Raw genomic sequence first — 16,543 nt, 5'->3', positions numbered from 1 at the left:
ATTCTGTATAACTGGTGAGCCAACTCTTGGATTAAAATTGTTTACCTATTCTTTATTACTTATTCCAGATGTTATTTACCTGTGAGTTTCACCAGTCCAACACCGCCGAAATAAAGCGCTAAAACTGCTCCAGCTAAAAGACTTTGAGTCAAGGGGTCAGTAGAAGGCGTGAGGACGGCTCCTAAAACCACTGATCCCATAATCACGTAACGCCAACCAGAAACCATCCGTTCTGACGAGACAATGTTCAAATTACCGAGCAACAGTTGGATGATCGGAATTTGAAATGCTAAACCAGTGCTGAATAACAGTAGCAGCACAAATTCAAAATATTTATCAATTGACCAAAGTTGTTCGACTACATCTGCTCCGTAGCTAATGAAAAATTTCAACGCTGCGGGAATCAGGAGTAAATAGGCAAATACCAACCCCGCCCCAAACAGCACACTCGAACCCAAAACCACAGGCCCCAGTAAACGGCGTTCGCGGCGAGTCAATCCTGGAAGTACAAACTGGATAATCTGGTAAAGAATGAAAGGACTAGTAAGTACGAAGCCAGTGTAGGCTGCAACTTTCAGGGAGACAAAGAAATATTCTCCAGGTGCAAGTTGAAGAAATTTTACTCCTTGTGCTGGAACCTCAAGTAACTGGACAATAGGCTTAACGGCAAAGAAACAGCCAATAATGCCTACTGCTACGGCAATCAACGAATAGAAAATCCGTTGCCGCAACTCTTCTAGGTGGTCAAAAAGGGACATTTCGACTTCACCAGGCAACTCATCAAGAGGATCGGTGTCTGAGTTGCCATATTCTTCTGGGTCGATGTTAAGAACGTTTACAGTATCTACGTCTTGTGAAGGCGTCACGTCGCTTCGCTCCGAATTCAAAATTCAAAATTCACGCATTACAATCCCATAAATAAATTTAGGGGTTTGTATCTTTTTTTGTTGGTCATCGACCATTTTGGTGACTCAGCACCTTCATTATTTTATCTGGGGAATGCAGCTACTAAGATATGTTTTTGGGTGCTGTGGGTTTTTTGTCCTGTTTTTTGGGTTTGCATCTGCATAAGTTACTAGGAAGACATCTTGTAGGCAATGCCTAACCTAAAATAAAAAAGGGTGGAACCGATAAATTAGAAATCATGTCTCTGCGGCTAGTAGTCTGTCCGATTAATTCTGATGAGTTTGTAAGTAAGCACTTCAGTGTTTAGAAAATGAAGGACTAAAGTCCTTACTAGGAACTGGCTTACCCATCAATTTAAACTTGATAGACCACTGCGCTGAGTAAATTAGCACAATATCAACATTTAATACTCAGTTTTAAAAATCCGGTTCATCAGGCTGGCATCTATACAGATGGTAATCGGAAATTGTTAACTGAGGTTGGGTATGAACCGGATAATTTGCATTGCCCTCATGGCATTGCCTGTTTATTTATACAATGTTGAGCTAGGCAATACTTATAGTAGTGATGTGACAATTGTTAAAAACCAGTTACCCACAATAGCTGCTCTAATTGCTTACAGTACAAATGCTCAGTTACGCATCTTGCCGTGGCAAATATCGGCTAGAGATGACCAAACTGAAGATTGCCTTCGTTTTGGCACTTGCAAAGATTGATACTAATTCGTAATTCGTAATTACGGCGGCCCCATCATCAAAGAAAATAAATGGTTGTAGAAAATCAACGTACAGTAGTGGTTACAGGAGCCTCAACAGGAATTGGTCAAGCGTGTGCTTTGCTGTTAGACCAATTGGGCTTCTCTGTTTTTGCTGGAGTGCGTCAAGATATTGATGCTCAAACACTTAAACAGAAAGGGTCACAAAGGCTGATTCCAATTTTTTTGGATGTTACTGACGCTGAATCGATTGCAGCTGCGGTTGATACGGTAACAAATGCAGTTGGTGGTACGGGAATTTTAGGTTTAGTGAATAATGCCGGAATTGCTGTTCCTGGGCCGTTAGAATTATTAGCGATCGCTGAATTTCAACACCAGATGCAGGTTAATGTCACTGGACAATTAGCTGTGACACAAGCATTTCTGGGTCTTTTACGCCAAAGTCGGGGTCGAATTGTCAATATGGGTTCCATTGCTGGTAGGAGTCCTACGCCATTTTTGGGTGCTTATAATGCTTCTAAATTTGCTTTGGAAGCACTCACCGATGTGATGCGGATGGAATTACGACCTTGGGGAATCTCGGTTTCAATTATTGAACCTGGTTCTATTTCTACCCCAATCTGGGAAAAGTCTCTTAGTCAATCGGAAATAGCACAGTACGATTTACCACAATCGGCACAAAATCTCTACGGTCAAGCGATGAATATTGTCCGCAAGAAAATGCAGATTTTCGCATCTAAGGGAATTTCTGCGGATATTGTGGCTCAGGTTGTTGTTCATGCGCTGACTGCAAAGCAACCCAAGACACGCTATCTTGTTGGACAGGATGCCAAAATTGGAGCGCTGATTAAGCATATTTTGCCTGACAAGCTACATGACAAGATAATTTTATACTCAATGGGATTGTAGATTACTGATTGTCAATACTTCAGAGGTGGTCACTCTGAATGCGAAGGCTGTCATTAAGAAAATCATGGTTTTCATAACAAAATCATGATTTTCATCAACAAAGTTATGGTTTTCATCAAAAAAATCATATTTTCATCAATAAAATCGTGCTGATTTCAGAATGAGAAGCAAAATCTAGTCAAAAAGTGACTCTAAACTCAAGTTGACTTAACCAATATTTTTGTTAAAAGCCTTATGCTACAAGGATTGTAGATTATGGTTTTGTAAAATTGACGAAAGCTCGTTAATAAATCAAGCTGATAATGAGTTCAAGAGAGCAACAAAACTGTACTTAACAGTACCTTTTTTTGTGTTGGATATTTTTAATATTTATAAGAGTACCTTATTTAAGATTAAACATTTTTGTATTTGTACTTATATTTTATCTCTGCTTGCTTTAACGAAAACATCGCCATTAATATGTGCTATATCGAACATAGATATAAACAATTATCCTGAATGCTGCTAGTTTAGTTAGTAGTTTGATTAAAATAATACATAAATTACTTAAAATCAATATATTTATCTAGTAAATTTTTGCATCCCCATTCCTGAGTGAACTTGATTAGTTATGCTCCTAGATTTAGAAAGATTTTATCAGGCTTGCAATCCGAGCAGACCTCTAATTATAGGAAACGCTAGCGATCGCAGGTACTATATTGATTTTGCTGCGGTGCGGGGTGGCAAAATTATCGAAGCTTTGCAGCGGACGATCGCTAGAATTTCGCCAGATATCCCAACCTGTCAGCTATTTACCGGACATCTCGGTTGTGGAAAATCAACGGAGTTGTTGCGCCTCAAAGCTGAGTTAGAAGTGCAGCAGTTTCATGTAGTTTACTTTGAGTCTACCCATGTCTTAGAAATGGCCGATGTGGATGTGACTGATATTTTGTTAGCGATCGCTGGACAGGTCAGTGAAAGTCTAGAAGCGATGAAAATTAGGCTCAAGCCTCGCTACTTTACCAAGTTGTTTGGTGAAGTTGTGGATTTCTTGCAGACGCCAATTGACGTTGGGGTAGAAGCAGAGTTGTCTGTAGGGATTGCCAAAATTACAGCTAAAACAAAAGAAAGTCCCCAATTACGGCGGCGGTTAAGAGATTATCTAGAACCACGAACCGCAAATATTTTACAGTCAATTAATCAAGAATTACTAGAACCTGCCACTAAGGAACTGAAAGCCAGGGGTAAAAAAGGATTGGTGGTAATTGTTGATAACTTGGATCGAGTCGCAATTCGACCTTTACCATCAGGGCGATCGCTGCCAGAATATTTATTTATTCAACGAGGCGAACAGTTACGAAAACTGAATTGTCATGTAGTCTACACTATTCCTTTAGCACTGACTTTCTCCAACGATAGCGCCGAACTTCAGCATCGTTTGGGGGGTGGAGTCGCACCAAAAGTTTTACCGATGATACCTGTACGTCTGCGCTCTGGCGAGATTTTTCCCCAAGGGCTAGCAATGATGCGGCAAATGGTGCTAGCTAGAGCTTTTCCAGACATTTTACCTAGCGATCGGTTAGGCTTAATTACAGAGGTGTTTGATAGTTTAGAAACCTTAGATCGATTATGCCTGATGAGTGGTGGTCATGTCCGCGACTTATTAGGTTTACTGTTTGACTGTCTACGAGAACAAGATCCACCCTTTGAGCGGGAATGTGTCGAACTGGTAATTCAAAGACAGCGGGATTACCGAGCCAACGCTATCGACCCCCATGAGTGGGAACTAATCTTTCAGGTGGTGCAACAGCAACGAGTTAGAGGTGATATAGAATACCACACCCTCTTGCGAAGTCTATTTGTATTTGAATACCGCGATCATCAGGGAGCTTGGTTTGCCGTCAACCCAGTTTTAGCAGAGACGGAAAAATTTAAATCATGGTTGAACGACACGCACAAGTAGATATCAGAGCAGCTAATGAGCGTGCTTTGCGGAGTTTGGGGAGAGCAATTGCCCTTTCTAGCGGTCAATTTTCTCTGGTTTTGGTGTGCTGCAATTATCGAGTTTTGCAAGAACTTATGCTGCAACGACTCGAAGAAATCTCTTCAGGAGTACACCACATTCAAAAGGTAATTCTGCCGCATAATGCCAGAAGTCTTTACACAAGTATTCATTTACAACTGCTAACCGAAGCTAATCCGCCATCGGCGTTGATGATTTTGGGTTTAGAGTCAGTAGATGGACTCGACGATTTATTGAGGTCTATCAATCATATTCGGGATGAATTTCGCAAACGCCACTCATTTCCGATGATTGTATGGGTGAACGAGGAAGTATTGCAAAAGGTAGTCCGTTTAGCACCAGATTTTGCTAGTTGGGCGGCGACACCGATTCGGTTTGAAATGACAACTCAATCACTGCTGCAATTTCTGCAACAGGAAACTGACTCTTTATTTGCCACAGTGTTAGCAAACGATGCTGCACAACACCAACCTCCTCAAGTTGCAAAGCATTATTCCACTGTCGAGCAAGTCTGGGAACATAGTTATGAACTCCACTTTGCCATTAGAGAGTTGCATAATCGTGGTATTACCTTAGAGCCAGAACTACACGCTAGTTTAGAATTTGTTTTTGGTCTAGATGATTATATTAGCGATCGCATCAATACAGGTTTAAGCCATTTTCAGCAAAGCTTGCAAGTTTGGCAAAAGTTGGCTGAGGCAGGGGAAGCAGGGGAGCAGGGGAGCAGGGGAGATGAGGGGGTATTTTCTTCGTCTACGCCTCCTAATCGCCCATCTCCTCTACTGCTGCGACAGGGAATTTTGCTGTTTTATATTGGGCTGTGTTATTGCCGTTTTGCAGAGCAAAATCAAATAGAAAACCGCCGCCATTGGTACACTGCTAAATCTTATTTTCAGCAATGCTTGAATATCTTACAGGTAGCTGGGCGTTTGGATATAGTTGCTGGATTTATTAATCAACTCGCTGAGGTTTTGCAATATCTGCAAGAGTGGGAAGAATTGCAGACAGTTGCTCAAAAGTCTCTGGAGTTACATCAAACTTATGGTAGTCAAATCCAATTAGCTTGTGACTACGGTTTTCTGGCGCAAGTGGCTGTGCAGCAGTCACGGTGGGTACAGGCGAGTATCTTAGCACACGTATCACTGCTGAAATTAGGTGAGGCGCAAAAGCAGAACGACCCTTATAACTGCTTATTTCCATTATTATTGGCGCAGATTTACTATTTAGTATTGGCAAAAGCACAGCGAAATGTCGGTGAGCTAGGAGTTGCTCGTGAATACTTAGATAAGGCAACAAAAGAATTGCCAGCAGCCTTAGAAAGCAGTGCCCATCAATACGATGCCCATCGTTATATTCGCTTATTGCGGAGACTGCGATCGCTCTACTTTGAAGAAGGACGATATTTAGAAGCCTATTACATTCGACAGAAACGGCGTTCTGTTGAGCAGCAGTACGGTTTTCGGGCTTTTATTGGTGCAGGGCGCTTGCAACCTCAAAGACAGGCGACAAACCCAGCATTAATGTCACCTTCTGGAAGTAGTAGCGTTGCTTTAGAAATTGCGGCTTCTGGTCGAGAGCGTGATATTAATAACTTAATTGGCAGAATTAGCCGCGCCGATCAAAAGTTGACGGTGATTCACGGTCAATCGGGGGTGGGTAAGAGTTCCACTGTAACGGCGGGTTTAGTTCCAGCACTGCAAAATCGAGCCATTGGCGATCAAATAGCCGTGCCTGTGGTACTGCAAGTTTATACAGATTGGGCACGGGAATTAGGGAAATCTTTAAGTGAGGCGATGTCTAGTGACGCATCCCTGGCGATTTATGCTGAGATTAAGCTAGAACCAGCGATTGAAGCGGAGGCTTTGCCTTACTCTGGCACACCGTTCACCATTGGTAGCATTTTACAACAACTCCAAGAAAATGCCGATCGCCATTTAATCACAGTTTTAATTTTTGACCAATTTGAAGAATTTTTCTTTGGTTCTAGCGATCGCAATCAAAAACAAGAGTTTGATAAATTTATTAGCGATTGTCTCAATATACCTTTTGTTAAAGTCATCCTTTCCTTGCGAGAAGATTATTTACATCGGTTATTAGATTTTAAACATCTCTCGGCACTGGAAGCGATTAATAATAATATTCTCGACAAGCATATTCGTTATCAGTTAAATAATTTTTCGCCGGAATATGCCAAAGCAATTATCCAAAAATTGACCGAGCGATCGCAGTTTAATTTAGAACCCGCTTTAATTGATGCTTTAATCGAAGATTTATCCACAGAATTTGGAGAAGTCCGCCCCATTGAATTGCAAGTTGTCGGGGCGCAAATTCAAGATGAGCGCATTACTACACTAGAAGAATATCAACCATATAGACCGAACAAACTCATCGAACGATATATTAAGGAACTGATTAAAGACTGCGGCCCAGAAAATGAACGAGCCGCGTTACTTGTCTTATACTTATTAACAGATGAAAGCAACAATCGACCTTTTAAAACTCGTGCTGAGTTAGCGGCGCAGCTAGCAGAGTTAGAAGATGCTGACAAATTAGAGTTAGTCTTAGAAATTTTAGTGCGCTCCGGTTTAGTGGTACTATTCCCTGATGTACCAGAACGCTATCAACTCATTCACGATTATTTAGTAGACTTGATTCGCTACCTACAACAACAAGAATCCAGCTTACAGGTACAACTAAATCAGTTACGCTACAAAGTAGAACAAAGTAAAGCTGAGATTGAGCGGCTGAAAAGCGAACTTAGTCAAAATAAGCAGCGTTCCAAATTGGTAGCTCCTCATCCCCAACAGGGAGTAGACTTATTAACAGAATTGCGAGAATTACACAAACGGGAAGAATTAAGTCAGTTAGAAATTGAGCAATTACGAGCTGAACTTAAAGAAAAAGAGTTAACAGCTAAACTTGCCGAAAGTCAAAAGAAACAAAGACTTAGTGAAGCTCAATTAAATCGTTCACTGAAAATTGCCTTAACTGCTTCCGTTCTCGCCATATTGGGATTAAGTGTTTCCATAGTTACAGCGGTAGATAGCGAAATTAAAACCCTCAGTGCATCTAGTGAAGCCCTCTTTGCGTCGCAAAAAGGTATTGATGCCTTAAAAGAAAGTTTAAAGGCAGGGAGAAAATTACAACAAACAGTCTGTGTAGATTCCTATACAAGAGAGCAAGTACAGACGGCGCTCTATCAAGCAGTTTCAGGGGTCAGAGAATATGACCGCTTGGACGGGCATATATCTGGGGTAAATAGTGCTACATTCAGCCTCGATCGCTCTTTAATTGCCTCAGCCAGTGCGGATACTACAATCAAACTCTGGCTTCCCGATGGTAGCTTAGTTAAAACCTTGTCGGGGCATGAGGATGTAGTTAATAGCGTCAGCTTCAGTCCAGATAGTCAAATCATTGCTTCCGCCAGTCAAGACAAGACGATAAAAATTTGGAGTCGAGAAGGTCAACTGCTTGCTACCTTATTAGGACATCAGGGTGTGGTGAATAGTGTGAGTTTCAGCCCAGATGGCCAGATTATTGCTTCAGCAAGTACAGACAAAACAGTGAAACTGTGGAGTCGCGATGGTAAGCTGCTCAAAACCTTGCAGGGACATGATGGTGCAGTGTTAAGTGTCGCTTGGTCAAATGATGGTCAAACCTTAGCTTCTGGGAGTGCTGATAAAACGGCGAAACTGTGGAGTCGCGATGGTAAACTGCTCAAAACCTTACAAGGGCATGATGATGCAGTTAAAAGTGTCGCTTGGTCGCCCGATGGAAAAGCGATCGCCTCTGCTAGTTTAGACCAGACAATCAAGCTGTGGAATCTGGAAGGGAAGCTAATGCGAACCTTATCGGGGCATAGTGCTGGAGTTACCAGCGTCAGTTTTAGCCGCGATGGTAACACGATCGCTTCTGCAAGTACTGATGAGACAATCAAACTTTGGAGTTCTGAAGGTGTGTTGCTGGGAACCCTGAAGGGACATAATAATTGGGTTAACAGTGTCAGCTTCAGCCCAGATGGTCGCACCCTTGCTTCCGCCAGTCGAGACAAAACTATTAAACTTTGGCATTGGGACGATGTATTACTGCGAAAGCCCAAAGCCGATAATGATGACTGGATAACTAGCATCAGTTTTAGCCCAGGCGATCGCACCTTGGCAGCAGCAAGCCGAGATAAAACTGTAAAACTTTTCAGTCGGGACGGTCAGCTACTGCGTATATTAACGGGGCATCAGGGTCAAGTTTGGGGTGTAGCTTGGTCGCCCGATGGTCAAGTAATTGCCTCTGCTAGTAAAGATAAAACAGTAAAACTTTGGAGTAGTGACGGTCAACTGCTCAACACCTTACAGGGTCATAATGATGCCATCTTGAGTGTAGCTTGGTCGCCCGATGGTCAAGTAATTGCCTCTGCTAGTAAAGATAAAACAGTAAAACTTTGGAGTAGTGACGGTCAACTGCTCAACACCTTACAGGGTCATAATGATGCCATCTTGAGTGTAGCTTGGTCGCCCGATGGTCAAGTAATTGCCTCTGCTAGTAAAGATAAAACAGTAAAACTTTGGAGTAGCAACGGTAAACTACTTAATACCTTACAGGGACATCAAGAAGCGGTGAATTGGGTAAGCTTTAGCCCAGATGGCAAGTTGTTAGCCTCAGCCAGCGATGACAAAACCGTAAAAGTCTGGAGTGTAGAGGGTAAATTACTATACACATTAACTGGTCACAGCCGCCGGGTAAATGGGGTTGCTTGGTCGCCTGATGGTCAAAGCATTGCCTCAGTGAGTATTGATAGCACAGTGAAGATTTGGAATCGAGACGGTAATTTGCTAAATAATCTTACGGGCGATGGCGACAGTTTTATCAGCGTCAGTTTTAGCCCCGATGGCAAGACTCTGGCAGCTAGCAGTGATGACAAAGTGAGGATTTGGAACCGAGAAGGAACGTTGCTGATTGCTTTGAAAGGCGATAAAGATGAGTTAACCAGCGTCAGTTTCAGCCATGACGGCAAGACTCTGGCTGCGGGTAGTGGCAATGGCACAGTAATTTTCCGAGATTTGGCAGATATCCAACTGGATAAATTACTGGCGCGGGGTTGCGATTTGCTACATGATTATTTGCAGACTAACCAGAAGGTAATTAAGAGCGATCGCGCCTTGTGTTCTGGTAGGTGATTGAGAAGAATGTTGAAAGGCAATATCGAGCAATAATCACAGAAAATCCTAGCTGTAATGAGTCAATATCACAGTTTTAAAGTAACTAACTTAGGACTTACGCAAAAACCCTCTCAAAATCTCATTTCTCTGTTACCTCTGCGTCCTCTGTGGTTCGTTTTCCGTTACCTATGCGTAAGTCCTATAACTATTGGACAGTAAACTACCCACTACCAACCCTTTCCTTGGAGCAGTGCTAAGATAAATAAGCCGATTAACTCGCGCCAAAGTTCAATGACTATTGCCAAACTGTCCGAACTAGGCATTACTCATCTTCCCGACCATACTGAGTTACCAGAGTCGGATGGAACTTTTGTGTTCGCGGAGCGTGCCGGAGGCAAAAATTTTCAAGAACACCCGCAAAGTATACTCCTAACTGACTCCGTTCAAGGTATATTACAGCAAATTCACCCAGATAATCAGTATTGTATTGGTCAAGATTGTGGCATTTACTGGCGTTTAACCGAACCACCTGAACGCGGTGCCGAAGCACCTGATTGGTTTTACGTCCCGAATGTTGCACCTATGTTAAATGGTCAGTTTCGACGTTCGTATGTGTTGTGGCAAGAATATGTCGCTCCCTTAATTGTACTGGAATTTGCTTCTGGGGATGGTTCAGAAGAAAGAGATAATACTCCAATTACTGGTAAATTCTGGGTATACGAACAAGCAATCCGCGTACCTTTTTATGGCATTTACGAATTTAGCAAAGCTGCGATTGAGATTTATCACTTAGTTGATGGTAGGTATCAGCAACTCACAGCTAACGAACGTGGACACTATGAGATTTCTTTGATGGGTGTCGAATTGGGCATTTGGGAAGGACAGTATGGAAATACTACAGCGCCCTGGTTACGTTGGTGGGATGCACAGGGAAATTTATTACTAACTGGTGAGGAAAAATCGCAGTTATTAACATCTCAATTAGAACAAGAACAGCAAAAAGCCCAGCGTTTAGCAGAACGCTTGAGACAGCTTGGAATAAACCCTGACGAAGTTTAATACAGCAGAATTCAGAATTTAGAAGTCAAACACTCTTTATTACTGGCTTTGAGACGAATCGTTGTATATTTCACTTTCCTTGAAAGCTGCTGTAGTGATTAGAGATGGATTCAACAATCACAGGATGCGATGTCTACGACGGGCTACGCCTACGCATTTCTTCCATCGGAGTATTTTTTAATGCAGTAGATAATTGGCGCAAGCGATCGCTAACTTCTAAGTTAGACTCTTGCGATCGTAATTCTGGTGGTATCTCTGCCAACAAAAGCGGATTTTCTTGCAACCATTCATTATGGGCAATCCCCGTCCATGTGCCTTCCTTTTCCCTAAAACTATCAATTAATCCCTTTAGTTCTTGAATGCAGTAAGATTCAAAACCTGATGCTTCAAAAATTGCAGCACGCAAGTACTCTTCAAAAGCATTAATATCATTTTCAACTTCAAACATTACATCATCTTGAGAAGATGGAAATTTGCTAGAAACATCAATAGCAATTTGTGTGGCAATATTAATAATAGGTGCTGCAACTCCTGTTACTCCTAAAACCTGTTGCCTTATTTCAGGATTATAGAGTAATTTATAACCATATTTTGCGTATCTTTTGAGGACTTTAAAAGCGGCTTCTTCTCCCGTGTAGTAGTTATCAACTATTTCAATATCTACACCAAGGCTCTTAGCAATTTTATCGCGGACATCGGTATCAAGCGGAGCGCGAATTAATACTTCTGCTACTGGACGGGCAAAACGTAAAAATAGAACGCTTAAGCTATTTTCTAATTTGGATAAAAAGTATTCTTCGGATTTCTCAATTAATCTTTCTTTGACTTGCTTACTGCCCCACAATAAGCTTGTCATATATTCGACTAATTTTAATGCCTCATCTTTCAATTCTATAGCGAGTTGTCGGGCTATGGAAGATAAAAGCTTCCTAATGTCGCCGTATAAATTTTCACGCAAAGCGAAGTTAGCTTTCATGCTAGCAAACTGTGGGAATGAGTTAGCAGCAAAGATAGTATCTTTTTTTATAACTACTTCTGCTTTCAGCTTTTGGATTTCACTGTCAACAATTTGTAGATATCTCTCTTTAAATTTTGCGAGGCTAGTTGCAGAATTTGCGGTTAAATTATCGAGAGAGTTATTGGCAACCGAAGAGTCATAAAACTTTTGGAGATCAGCTTTCTTCTCTTCCCATCTATGATTCCACCATTCACTAAACAAAACTTGTCTACGTTCTTCTTCAAATCGTTTTGCGTCTTCAGGGTTTTCAGGATAACGTTGGCTAACTAATTTATAAATTTCTTCCGAAGTAGTTAAGATTGTATTTATGGAAGCCTCGCATCTCTTTTTTAAGATAAATACACGTTCAGTATTAATATAATTAAATATTTTATCTTTTATTTCTGGAATTCCAGTACCTTTCTTATTTAAAATTTCCTCATCAATAATTCCAGTTAATTTTTTTAACTGGGCTTGGATATGACTTGCTTCACCAACATCTAACCTTGTCTGTTCTCCAGCTAATCCATTCAAAACTAGATATGCTCCAGCAGAACCATATATAATACGTTCCCGTGGAAGTTTGGCACGTCTAAACCAACCTTGAGATGCTTCTTCAATATGAGTTTTAAGTGTTTCTGGAGTAGCGAATGAGTCAATATGACTTAAAAATACAAAAAGTTTATCAGCAACGGTAACGTTTCTGTCACCAAGTTCTGTGAATTTGATGATTTGTAGTTCCCTCTCTTTCAGGCTAGTAAAACGCTGTACTAATATTACGGCATCGCAATCTGACAGCATTTCCTTGGCTTCGTCAACGTGCTTTGCAAAACCTGAATCTAAACCAGGAACATCATAAAATACAATACCTTCAGCTTGGGCAAGTTTGTTAGTATAAAGTCTCGCTTCTAAAACAGCATGAGCATACTTTTCATCTGCTACATACTTCTTGAGCGATTCTCTAATGTCGTCTAAACGAGTAAATGGAAAAGTACGATTACCTTCTCTTCTTACTTGCTGTAAAGAAATTTCATTTTGTCGTATAGTTCTGATATCTTCTTGGGCGTTTTCTTTTTCTGTTTCAAGCTCGTTTAATAAATTGATAAATTGTTCTTCTGTTTTCGCTTGTACTTCAAGCTTTTGCTCGGTGTCATTTTCAACCGAATAAATTTGCGTTGTTGTAAATGTACATCTTGCTCCCTTGGCTGGAAGTAAATCGCATTCTAACCAGGCATTAATAAAAGTACTTTTTCCCGCTTTTTCTAAACCGACAACTGCAATGCGAAACTCTCGCTTTTTCAGTCTTTCAAGTTGACGACGGGCTGGTTCTGCGTCTTGTAAGAGTATTGCTTTTAGTTGAGAGGGAATTTCGGTTTGAGGTAAATTAGCTAAATTAAGCGCGTGTCGCTGTACGTTTAGGGCTTCGCTTAAACGAGCCTCATAATAAGAAGATGCTGTTTTCCAATCCATTTGAATGCTCCTTAAATACGGTTAAATGCTTCTAAATCAGATAAATCTCCAAGACAAGCTAATTTTTCAACCACTTCTTGACGGTGAGATGGTAGATTTGTCTTTAAAATATATGGAACTGTTTTATCAAGCATTTCTTTCCCATCAGCAATATGAATTCTGACGTAAACTTCTCTTCGTTCGCCAACAGTTAAAATATTTTCATCTGTCAAATCTAGACGCTGTTGTACTAATTCGGCATCAGCAAGTTTTGTGCAGATAAAATAAGATGAATTATCTATGAGCTTTTCTATCTCATCAGCATCTATTGAACATTATTCTTTTAAAGTATTTACTATATGAGCGGGTACAATAAGACATAAGACTACGGTAAGCGATTGTCGAGTAGGTGCTGAAGGTTGTAGAGATATAGCAACGGGTTGTTGTACTTTTCTGGCATTACCTCCTCTTTGTTTATTTTTTCGTCTTTGAATAAATTGAATACATCCAATTGCTCCAACAAGTATACAAGCCACTGCTACAATCCAAAATAGTTCTCTTTTGTTACTCTCGAAAATGCTTATTGGATTAGAGAGCGTTCTAGTTGTATTATTTATTAAACTATCAATAATTTGTTCGTCATCATATTTTGTTCCTGATTCTGCAATGCCGAAAATATTGCAAAGAGATTTAGCTTGTTGGTGTTCAGTATCAAGTATAATGTACAAAACTTTATGTAGAATACCGAATCTAAAATCTTTTATATCAGGATATATATAAGCAAAGATTTCCATATACAAATTATCTAAATTATAATTTACCACTTTTAATTTAAATCTCCTCTTTTAAGGATTTTCCTAAACTGTTAAAATCTTCCATAAGACTTATAGCTTTTTGTTGCATAGGTTGCCAAACATTTTTTTGCATTTCATAATCTGTAGTAATTTCTTTGTTTGCAGTATAAAGTCTATCTTCATAACGGTTGATAACATCATTCTGGATTTTTTCTACATTTTTTTTTAAAGAATCAATTTGTTCTAGGAGCCAACATGAGATTTTTTTTACTATTTCTTTATCTTCTGCTTTAATCTGAAATTGCCAATTCTCAAGTAACTGTTCTATGCTGGGAATTTCTGCATTATCGCTAGAACGAGTTTTATATTCTGTCTCGTAATACGTTTTTTACCAAGCCACAAGGTATACCAAGTTCTTTTAATTCTCTCTACTTGTACAGCCTCTTGCCAATTTCCTGATGTAATTGCAAAACCGGCTTTAAAACATAAAGTAAATGTGAGTTTATTATCAACTCTGATAAGTTGAGAATCAGGAAATCTAATTGCAATATTAGGTGCAATATCGTTTGTACCTTTTTCTATATGCGATAAATGACATTTAAAAAGCTCAACTACAGCCTGATACATTCTATCTATCTCTTGACTACAAATTTGCTTTAATACGTCTTCCATCACGAGATTTAAATGAATTGCCAGTTCGTTGAGTTCCTCATTCAATTGCTTAAGTTTCTTCTTATCATTCTCTGTTCTTGCTTCCATCTTTTTACCAGATTTGGCAACTGAAGATGTATAGCCCAAGTTAACTAGTCTTTTTAAACAGTTACCTAACAAATTAACATTTAAAGCATTCGCTTTTTTCAAATTTGGAGTATCTAAAATTACTCTTCCATTTTCTAGAGACTTGGCTACTGATTCTAATACCTGGTTTATTCCTTTACCAATTCCTCGTCGCCATTCATAAAGTGAACATAATTTGTCTCCTAATTCATTATATGCTTCAATATTATTAAGATTTCTTATATTGTTTTCTAAATAGAGTACTAGGTCATCTTCTGAATCGTCTGCTAAAACTTGCTTAATTTTGTTATCTATTTTTTCAAAAGGTTCTCTTAAGTTGTTGTCGCTAATTTGCAAGAAACTATCAAGTGTTGATCTAATCCACGAGATTTTTTCACATTCTTCTTGATAGCGTTCTTCTGAACTATTAAGAATGGCTGTTGTTGTCTGTAAAGCCCACTCTGTAATAGCATTCCCAGCAGCAACATTAAAACGTTCTATTGCTTGAGGAATAACTAACCGGGGGAAATGTTGACTAATATGCTCTCTTAAGGATTGCTGAAAATCTTCTGCATAAGACTTTTGCCATAACGCATCAGCAACCCTATTTCGGTCATGTCTAGACCATCTTTCTGTTTTAAATGGAAGGTCTTTTAATATACTTTCATCAATTAATCCTAAAAAATTGTTTCGTGCTTTCTTAGATGCTTCTGCACTATATATCTCATCATTGTTTTTGATTTGTAGTGCCAGTAAAGCAGCCCATGTGCTCAGTTTTATAACCTGTAATGTGTCAATCTCTTCTGTATACTCTTTTAGCTGTTCGGAGAGTTAGTACTTGATTTTACTTATCGCATCTTCAACAAAGCGAGTCTCTGTTTCTGGCCAGTTTCTATCTGCTCGGAAAACGTCAATACGATTGAGAATAAATAGCATACGTGCAGGAGAACCACCTAAATCTTTTACCTGCTCAACTACTTATTGCAGCAAGCTTCTAACTTTTTCTTTGTCGGTTTCTGCACTGTTATATGTTACCAAGCACAATGCCTCACGACACTGTTTAATCACACTTGCGTTACCCTCATCGCCCACATACGCTAAACCAGGTAAATCCATAATTCTTACCTTTACACCTCTGGGTAATTCCAGTTTCGATTCTTTGATGAGTCTGAAAGGGTAATATATGGTCGATTGGGGGCAAGCTAAATTAGCTTGTTTCTCTCTGTTATCGATGTAACTTATCATTACATCGTATAAGCGTTGATAAATTCGCTCATCATTAATACCTGTCCATTCTCCACACTCCCATAATGCCCCTGGAGTTTCATGAATTATTAAAGATTTTGTTTCGCTGTATTCTATAGTTACTGCTCCGGCGCTCATTTCGCTGACAGCGACAGGAACAATTTCTGCTCCACATAATAGATTTACTAAAGTGCTTTTACCACTACTGGTAGTTCCTGTTGTCGCAAGGGTAAGAGTAGGATTTTGAAGCTCATCTACTAAATTATTAATAGCGATCTCTAACGTGTCAGAAAGTTCTTGTAGTTCGGCGTGATATGTATCTGGCAAATGCTCAGATATTTCGGTAGAAAAATTATGCCAATATTTAGAGAGAAGCTGGGCATTTTGTTCTACTTCTTCAAATACTTTGTATAACTTATTGCTCATTTTAAAACCTATTGCTAATTTTTTATAAGGGACTTCCAGAAAATAAACTATTCCACCAACAGTAATGATAATCATTTTAAAGGGGGGATGAAGGGGCTGCCGACGGCAGCC

General features: G+C 39.8%; 11 protein-coding genes. 5 read left to right on the top strand and 6 right to left on the bottom strand.

Features of this window, described 5'->3' with window-relative positions:
• Positions 1 to 71 precede the first annotated feature (71 nt).
• Positions 72 to 866, bottom strand: a complete 795-nt coding sequence (tatC, locus tag HWQ42_RS25215; protein WP_292816976.1) for a twin-arginine translocase subunit TatC — start codon at positions 864 to 866, stop codon at positions 72 to 74.
• A gap of 525 nt (positions 867 to 1,391) precedes the next feature.
• Between tatC and HWQ42_RS25210 the strand changes: the two genes are divergently transcribed.
• From HWQ42_RS25210 to HWQ42_RS25190, 5 genes are all read left to right on the top strand, one after another.
• Positions 1,392 to 1,622, top strand: coding sequence for a hypothetical protein (locus HWQ42_RS25210; protein ID WP_292816975.1), 231 nt, complete (start codon positions 1,392 to 1,394; stop codon positions 1,620 to 1,622).
• A gap of 50 nt (positions 1,623 to 1,672) precedes the next feature.
• Positions 1,673 to 2,530 carry an SDR family NAD(P)-dependent oxidoreductase gene (locus HWQ42_RS25205; protein WP_292816974.1) on the top strand — a complete coding sequence of 286 codons (858 nt, stop codon included), beginning with the start codon at positions 1,673 to 1,675 and terminating at the stop codon, positions 2,528 to 2,530.
• A gap of 610 nt (positions 2,531 to 3,140) precedes the next feature.
• Positions 3,141 to 4,472 carry a P-loop NTPase fold protein gene (locus tag HWQ42_RS25200; protein WP_292816973.1) on the top strand — a complete coding sequence of 444 codons (1,332 nt, stop codon included), beginning with the start codon at positions 3,141 to 3,143 and terminating at the stop codon, positions 4,470 to 4,472.
• Positions 4,448 to 9,703 carry a hypothetical protein gene (locus HWQ42_RS25195; RefSeq protein WP_292816972.1) on the top strand — a complete coding sequence of 1,752 codons (5,256 nt, stop codon included), beginning with the start codon at positions 4,448 to 4,450 and terminating at the stop codon, positions 9,701 to 9,703. The genes HWQ42_RS25200 and HWQ42_RS25195 overlap by 25 nt, the downstream gene beginning before the upstream one ends.
• A 273-nt stretch (positions 9,704 to 9,976) precedes the next feature.
• Entirely contained in the window at positions 9,977 to 10,744 is a 768-nt protein-coding gene (locus tag HWQ42_RS25190) for a Uma2 family endonuclease (protein WP_292816971.1), read from the top strand.
• A 133-nt stretch (positions 10,745 to 10,877) separates the two neighbouring features.
• Here HWQ42_RS25190 and HWQ42_RS25185 read toward each other — a convergent pair whose 3' ends face one another.
• The 5 genes from HWQ42_RS25185 to HWQ42_RS25165 form a co-directional block, all read right to left on the bottom strand.
• Positions 10,878 to 13,211 (bottom strand): dynamin family protein, encoded by a 2,334-nt coding sequence (locus tag HWQ42_RS25185; protein WP_292816970.1) that lies wholly within the window; start codon positions 13,209 to 13,211, stop codon positions 10,878 to 10,880.
• A gap of 11 nt (positions 13,212 to 13,222) precedes the next feature.
• Positions 13,223 to 13,423 carry a hypothetical protein gene (locus tag HWQ42_RS25180; protein ID WP_292816969.1) on the bottom strand — a complete coding sequence of 67 codons (201 nt, stop codon included), beginning with the start codon at positions 13,421 to 13,423 and terminating at the stop codon, positions 13,223 to 13,225.
• 102 nt (positions 13,424 to 13,525) lie between these two features.
• Positions 13,526 to 13,984 (bottom strand): hypothetical protein, encoded by a 459-nt coding sequence (locus tag HWQ42_RS25175; protein ID WP_292816968.1) that lies wholly within the window; start codon positions 13,982 to 13,984, stop codon positions 13,526 to 13,528.
• Positions 13,985 to 14,308: 324 nt separating this feature from the next.
• On the bottom strand, positions 14,309 to 15,118 hold the full coding sequence (locus HWQ42_RS25170; RefSeq protein WP_292816967.1) for a hypothetical protein: 810 nt from the start codon (positions 15,116 to 15,118) through the stop codon (positions 14,309 to 14,311).
• Positions 15,119 to 15,739: 621 nt separating this feature from the next.
• Positions 15,740 to 16,543: dynamin family protein (locus tag HWQ42_RS25165; protein WP_292816966.1), on the bottom strand; the 804-nt coding region annotated here is incomplete at its 5' end.

Source organism: Nostoc sp. JL23 (genome assembly GCF_017115065.1).
In the GTDB taxonomy this organism is placed as follows: domain Bacteria; phylum Cyanobacteriota; class Cyanobacteriia; order Cyanobacteriales; family Nostocaceae; genus Nostoc; species Nostoc punctiforme_A.
Note: the sequence above shows the minus strand (reverse complement) of the source record. Positions and strands in the feature narration are given on the sequence as shown.

Excerpts from the sequence above, each read along its gene's own strand:
- HWQ42_RS25175 (WP_292816968.1), bottom strand. The coding sequence starts at position 13,984 with ATGGAAATCTTTGCTTATATATATCCTGATATAAAAGATTTTAGATTC.
- HWQ42_RS25185 (WP_292816970.1), bottom strand. The coding sequence starts at position 13,211 with ATGGATTGGAAAACAGCATCTTCTTATTATGAGGCTCGTTTAAGCGAA.
- HWQ42_RS25195 (WP_292816972.1), top strand. The coding sequence starts at position 4,448 with ATGGTTGAACGACACGCACAAGTAGATATCAGAGCAGCTAATGAGCGT.
- HWQ42_RS25210 (WP_292816975.1), top strand. The coding sequence starts at position 1,392 with ATGAACCGGATAATTTGCATTGCCCTCATGGCATTGCCTGTTTATTTA.
- HWQ42_RS25190 (WP_292816971.1), top strand. The coding sequence starts at position 9,977 with ATGACTATTGCCAAACTGTCCGAACTAGGCATTACTCATCTTCCCGAC.
- HWQ42_RS25205 (WP_292816974.1), top strand. The coding sequence starts at position 1,673 with ATGGTTGTAGAAAATCAACGTACAGTAGTGGTTACAGGAGCCTCAACA.
- HWQ42_RS25200 (WP_292816973.1), top strand. The coding sequence starts at position 3,141 with ATGCTCCTAGATTTAGAAAGATTTTATCAGGCTTGCAATCCGAGCAGA.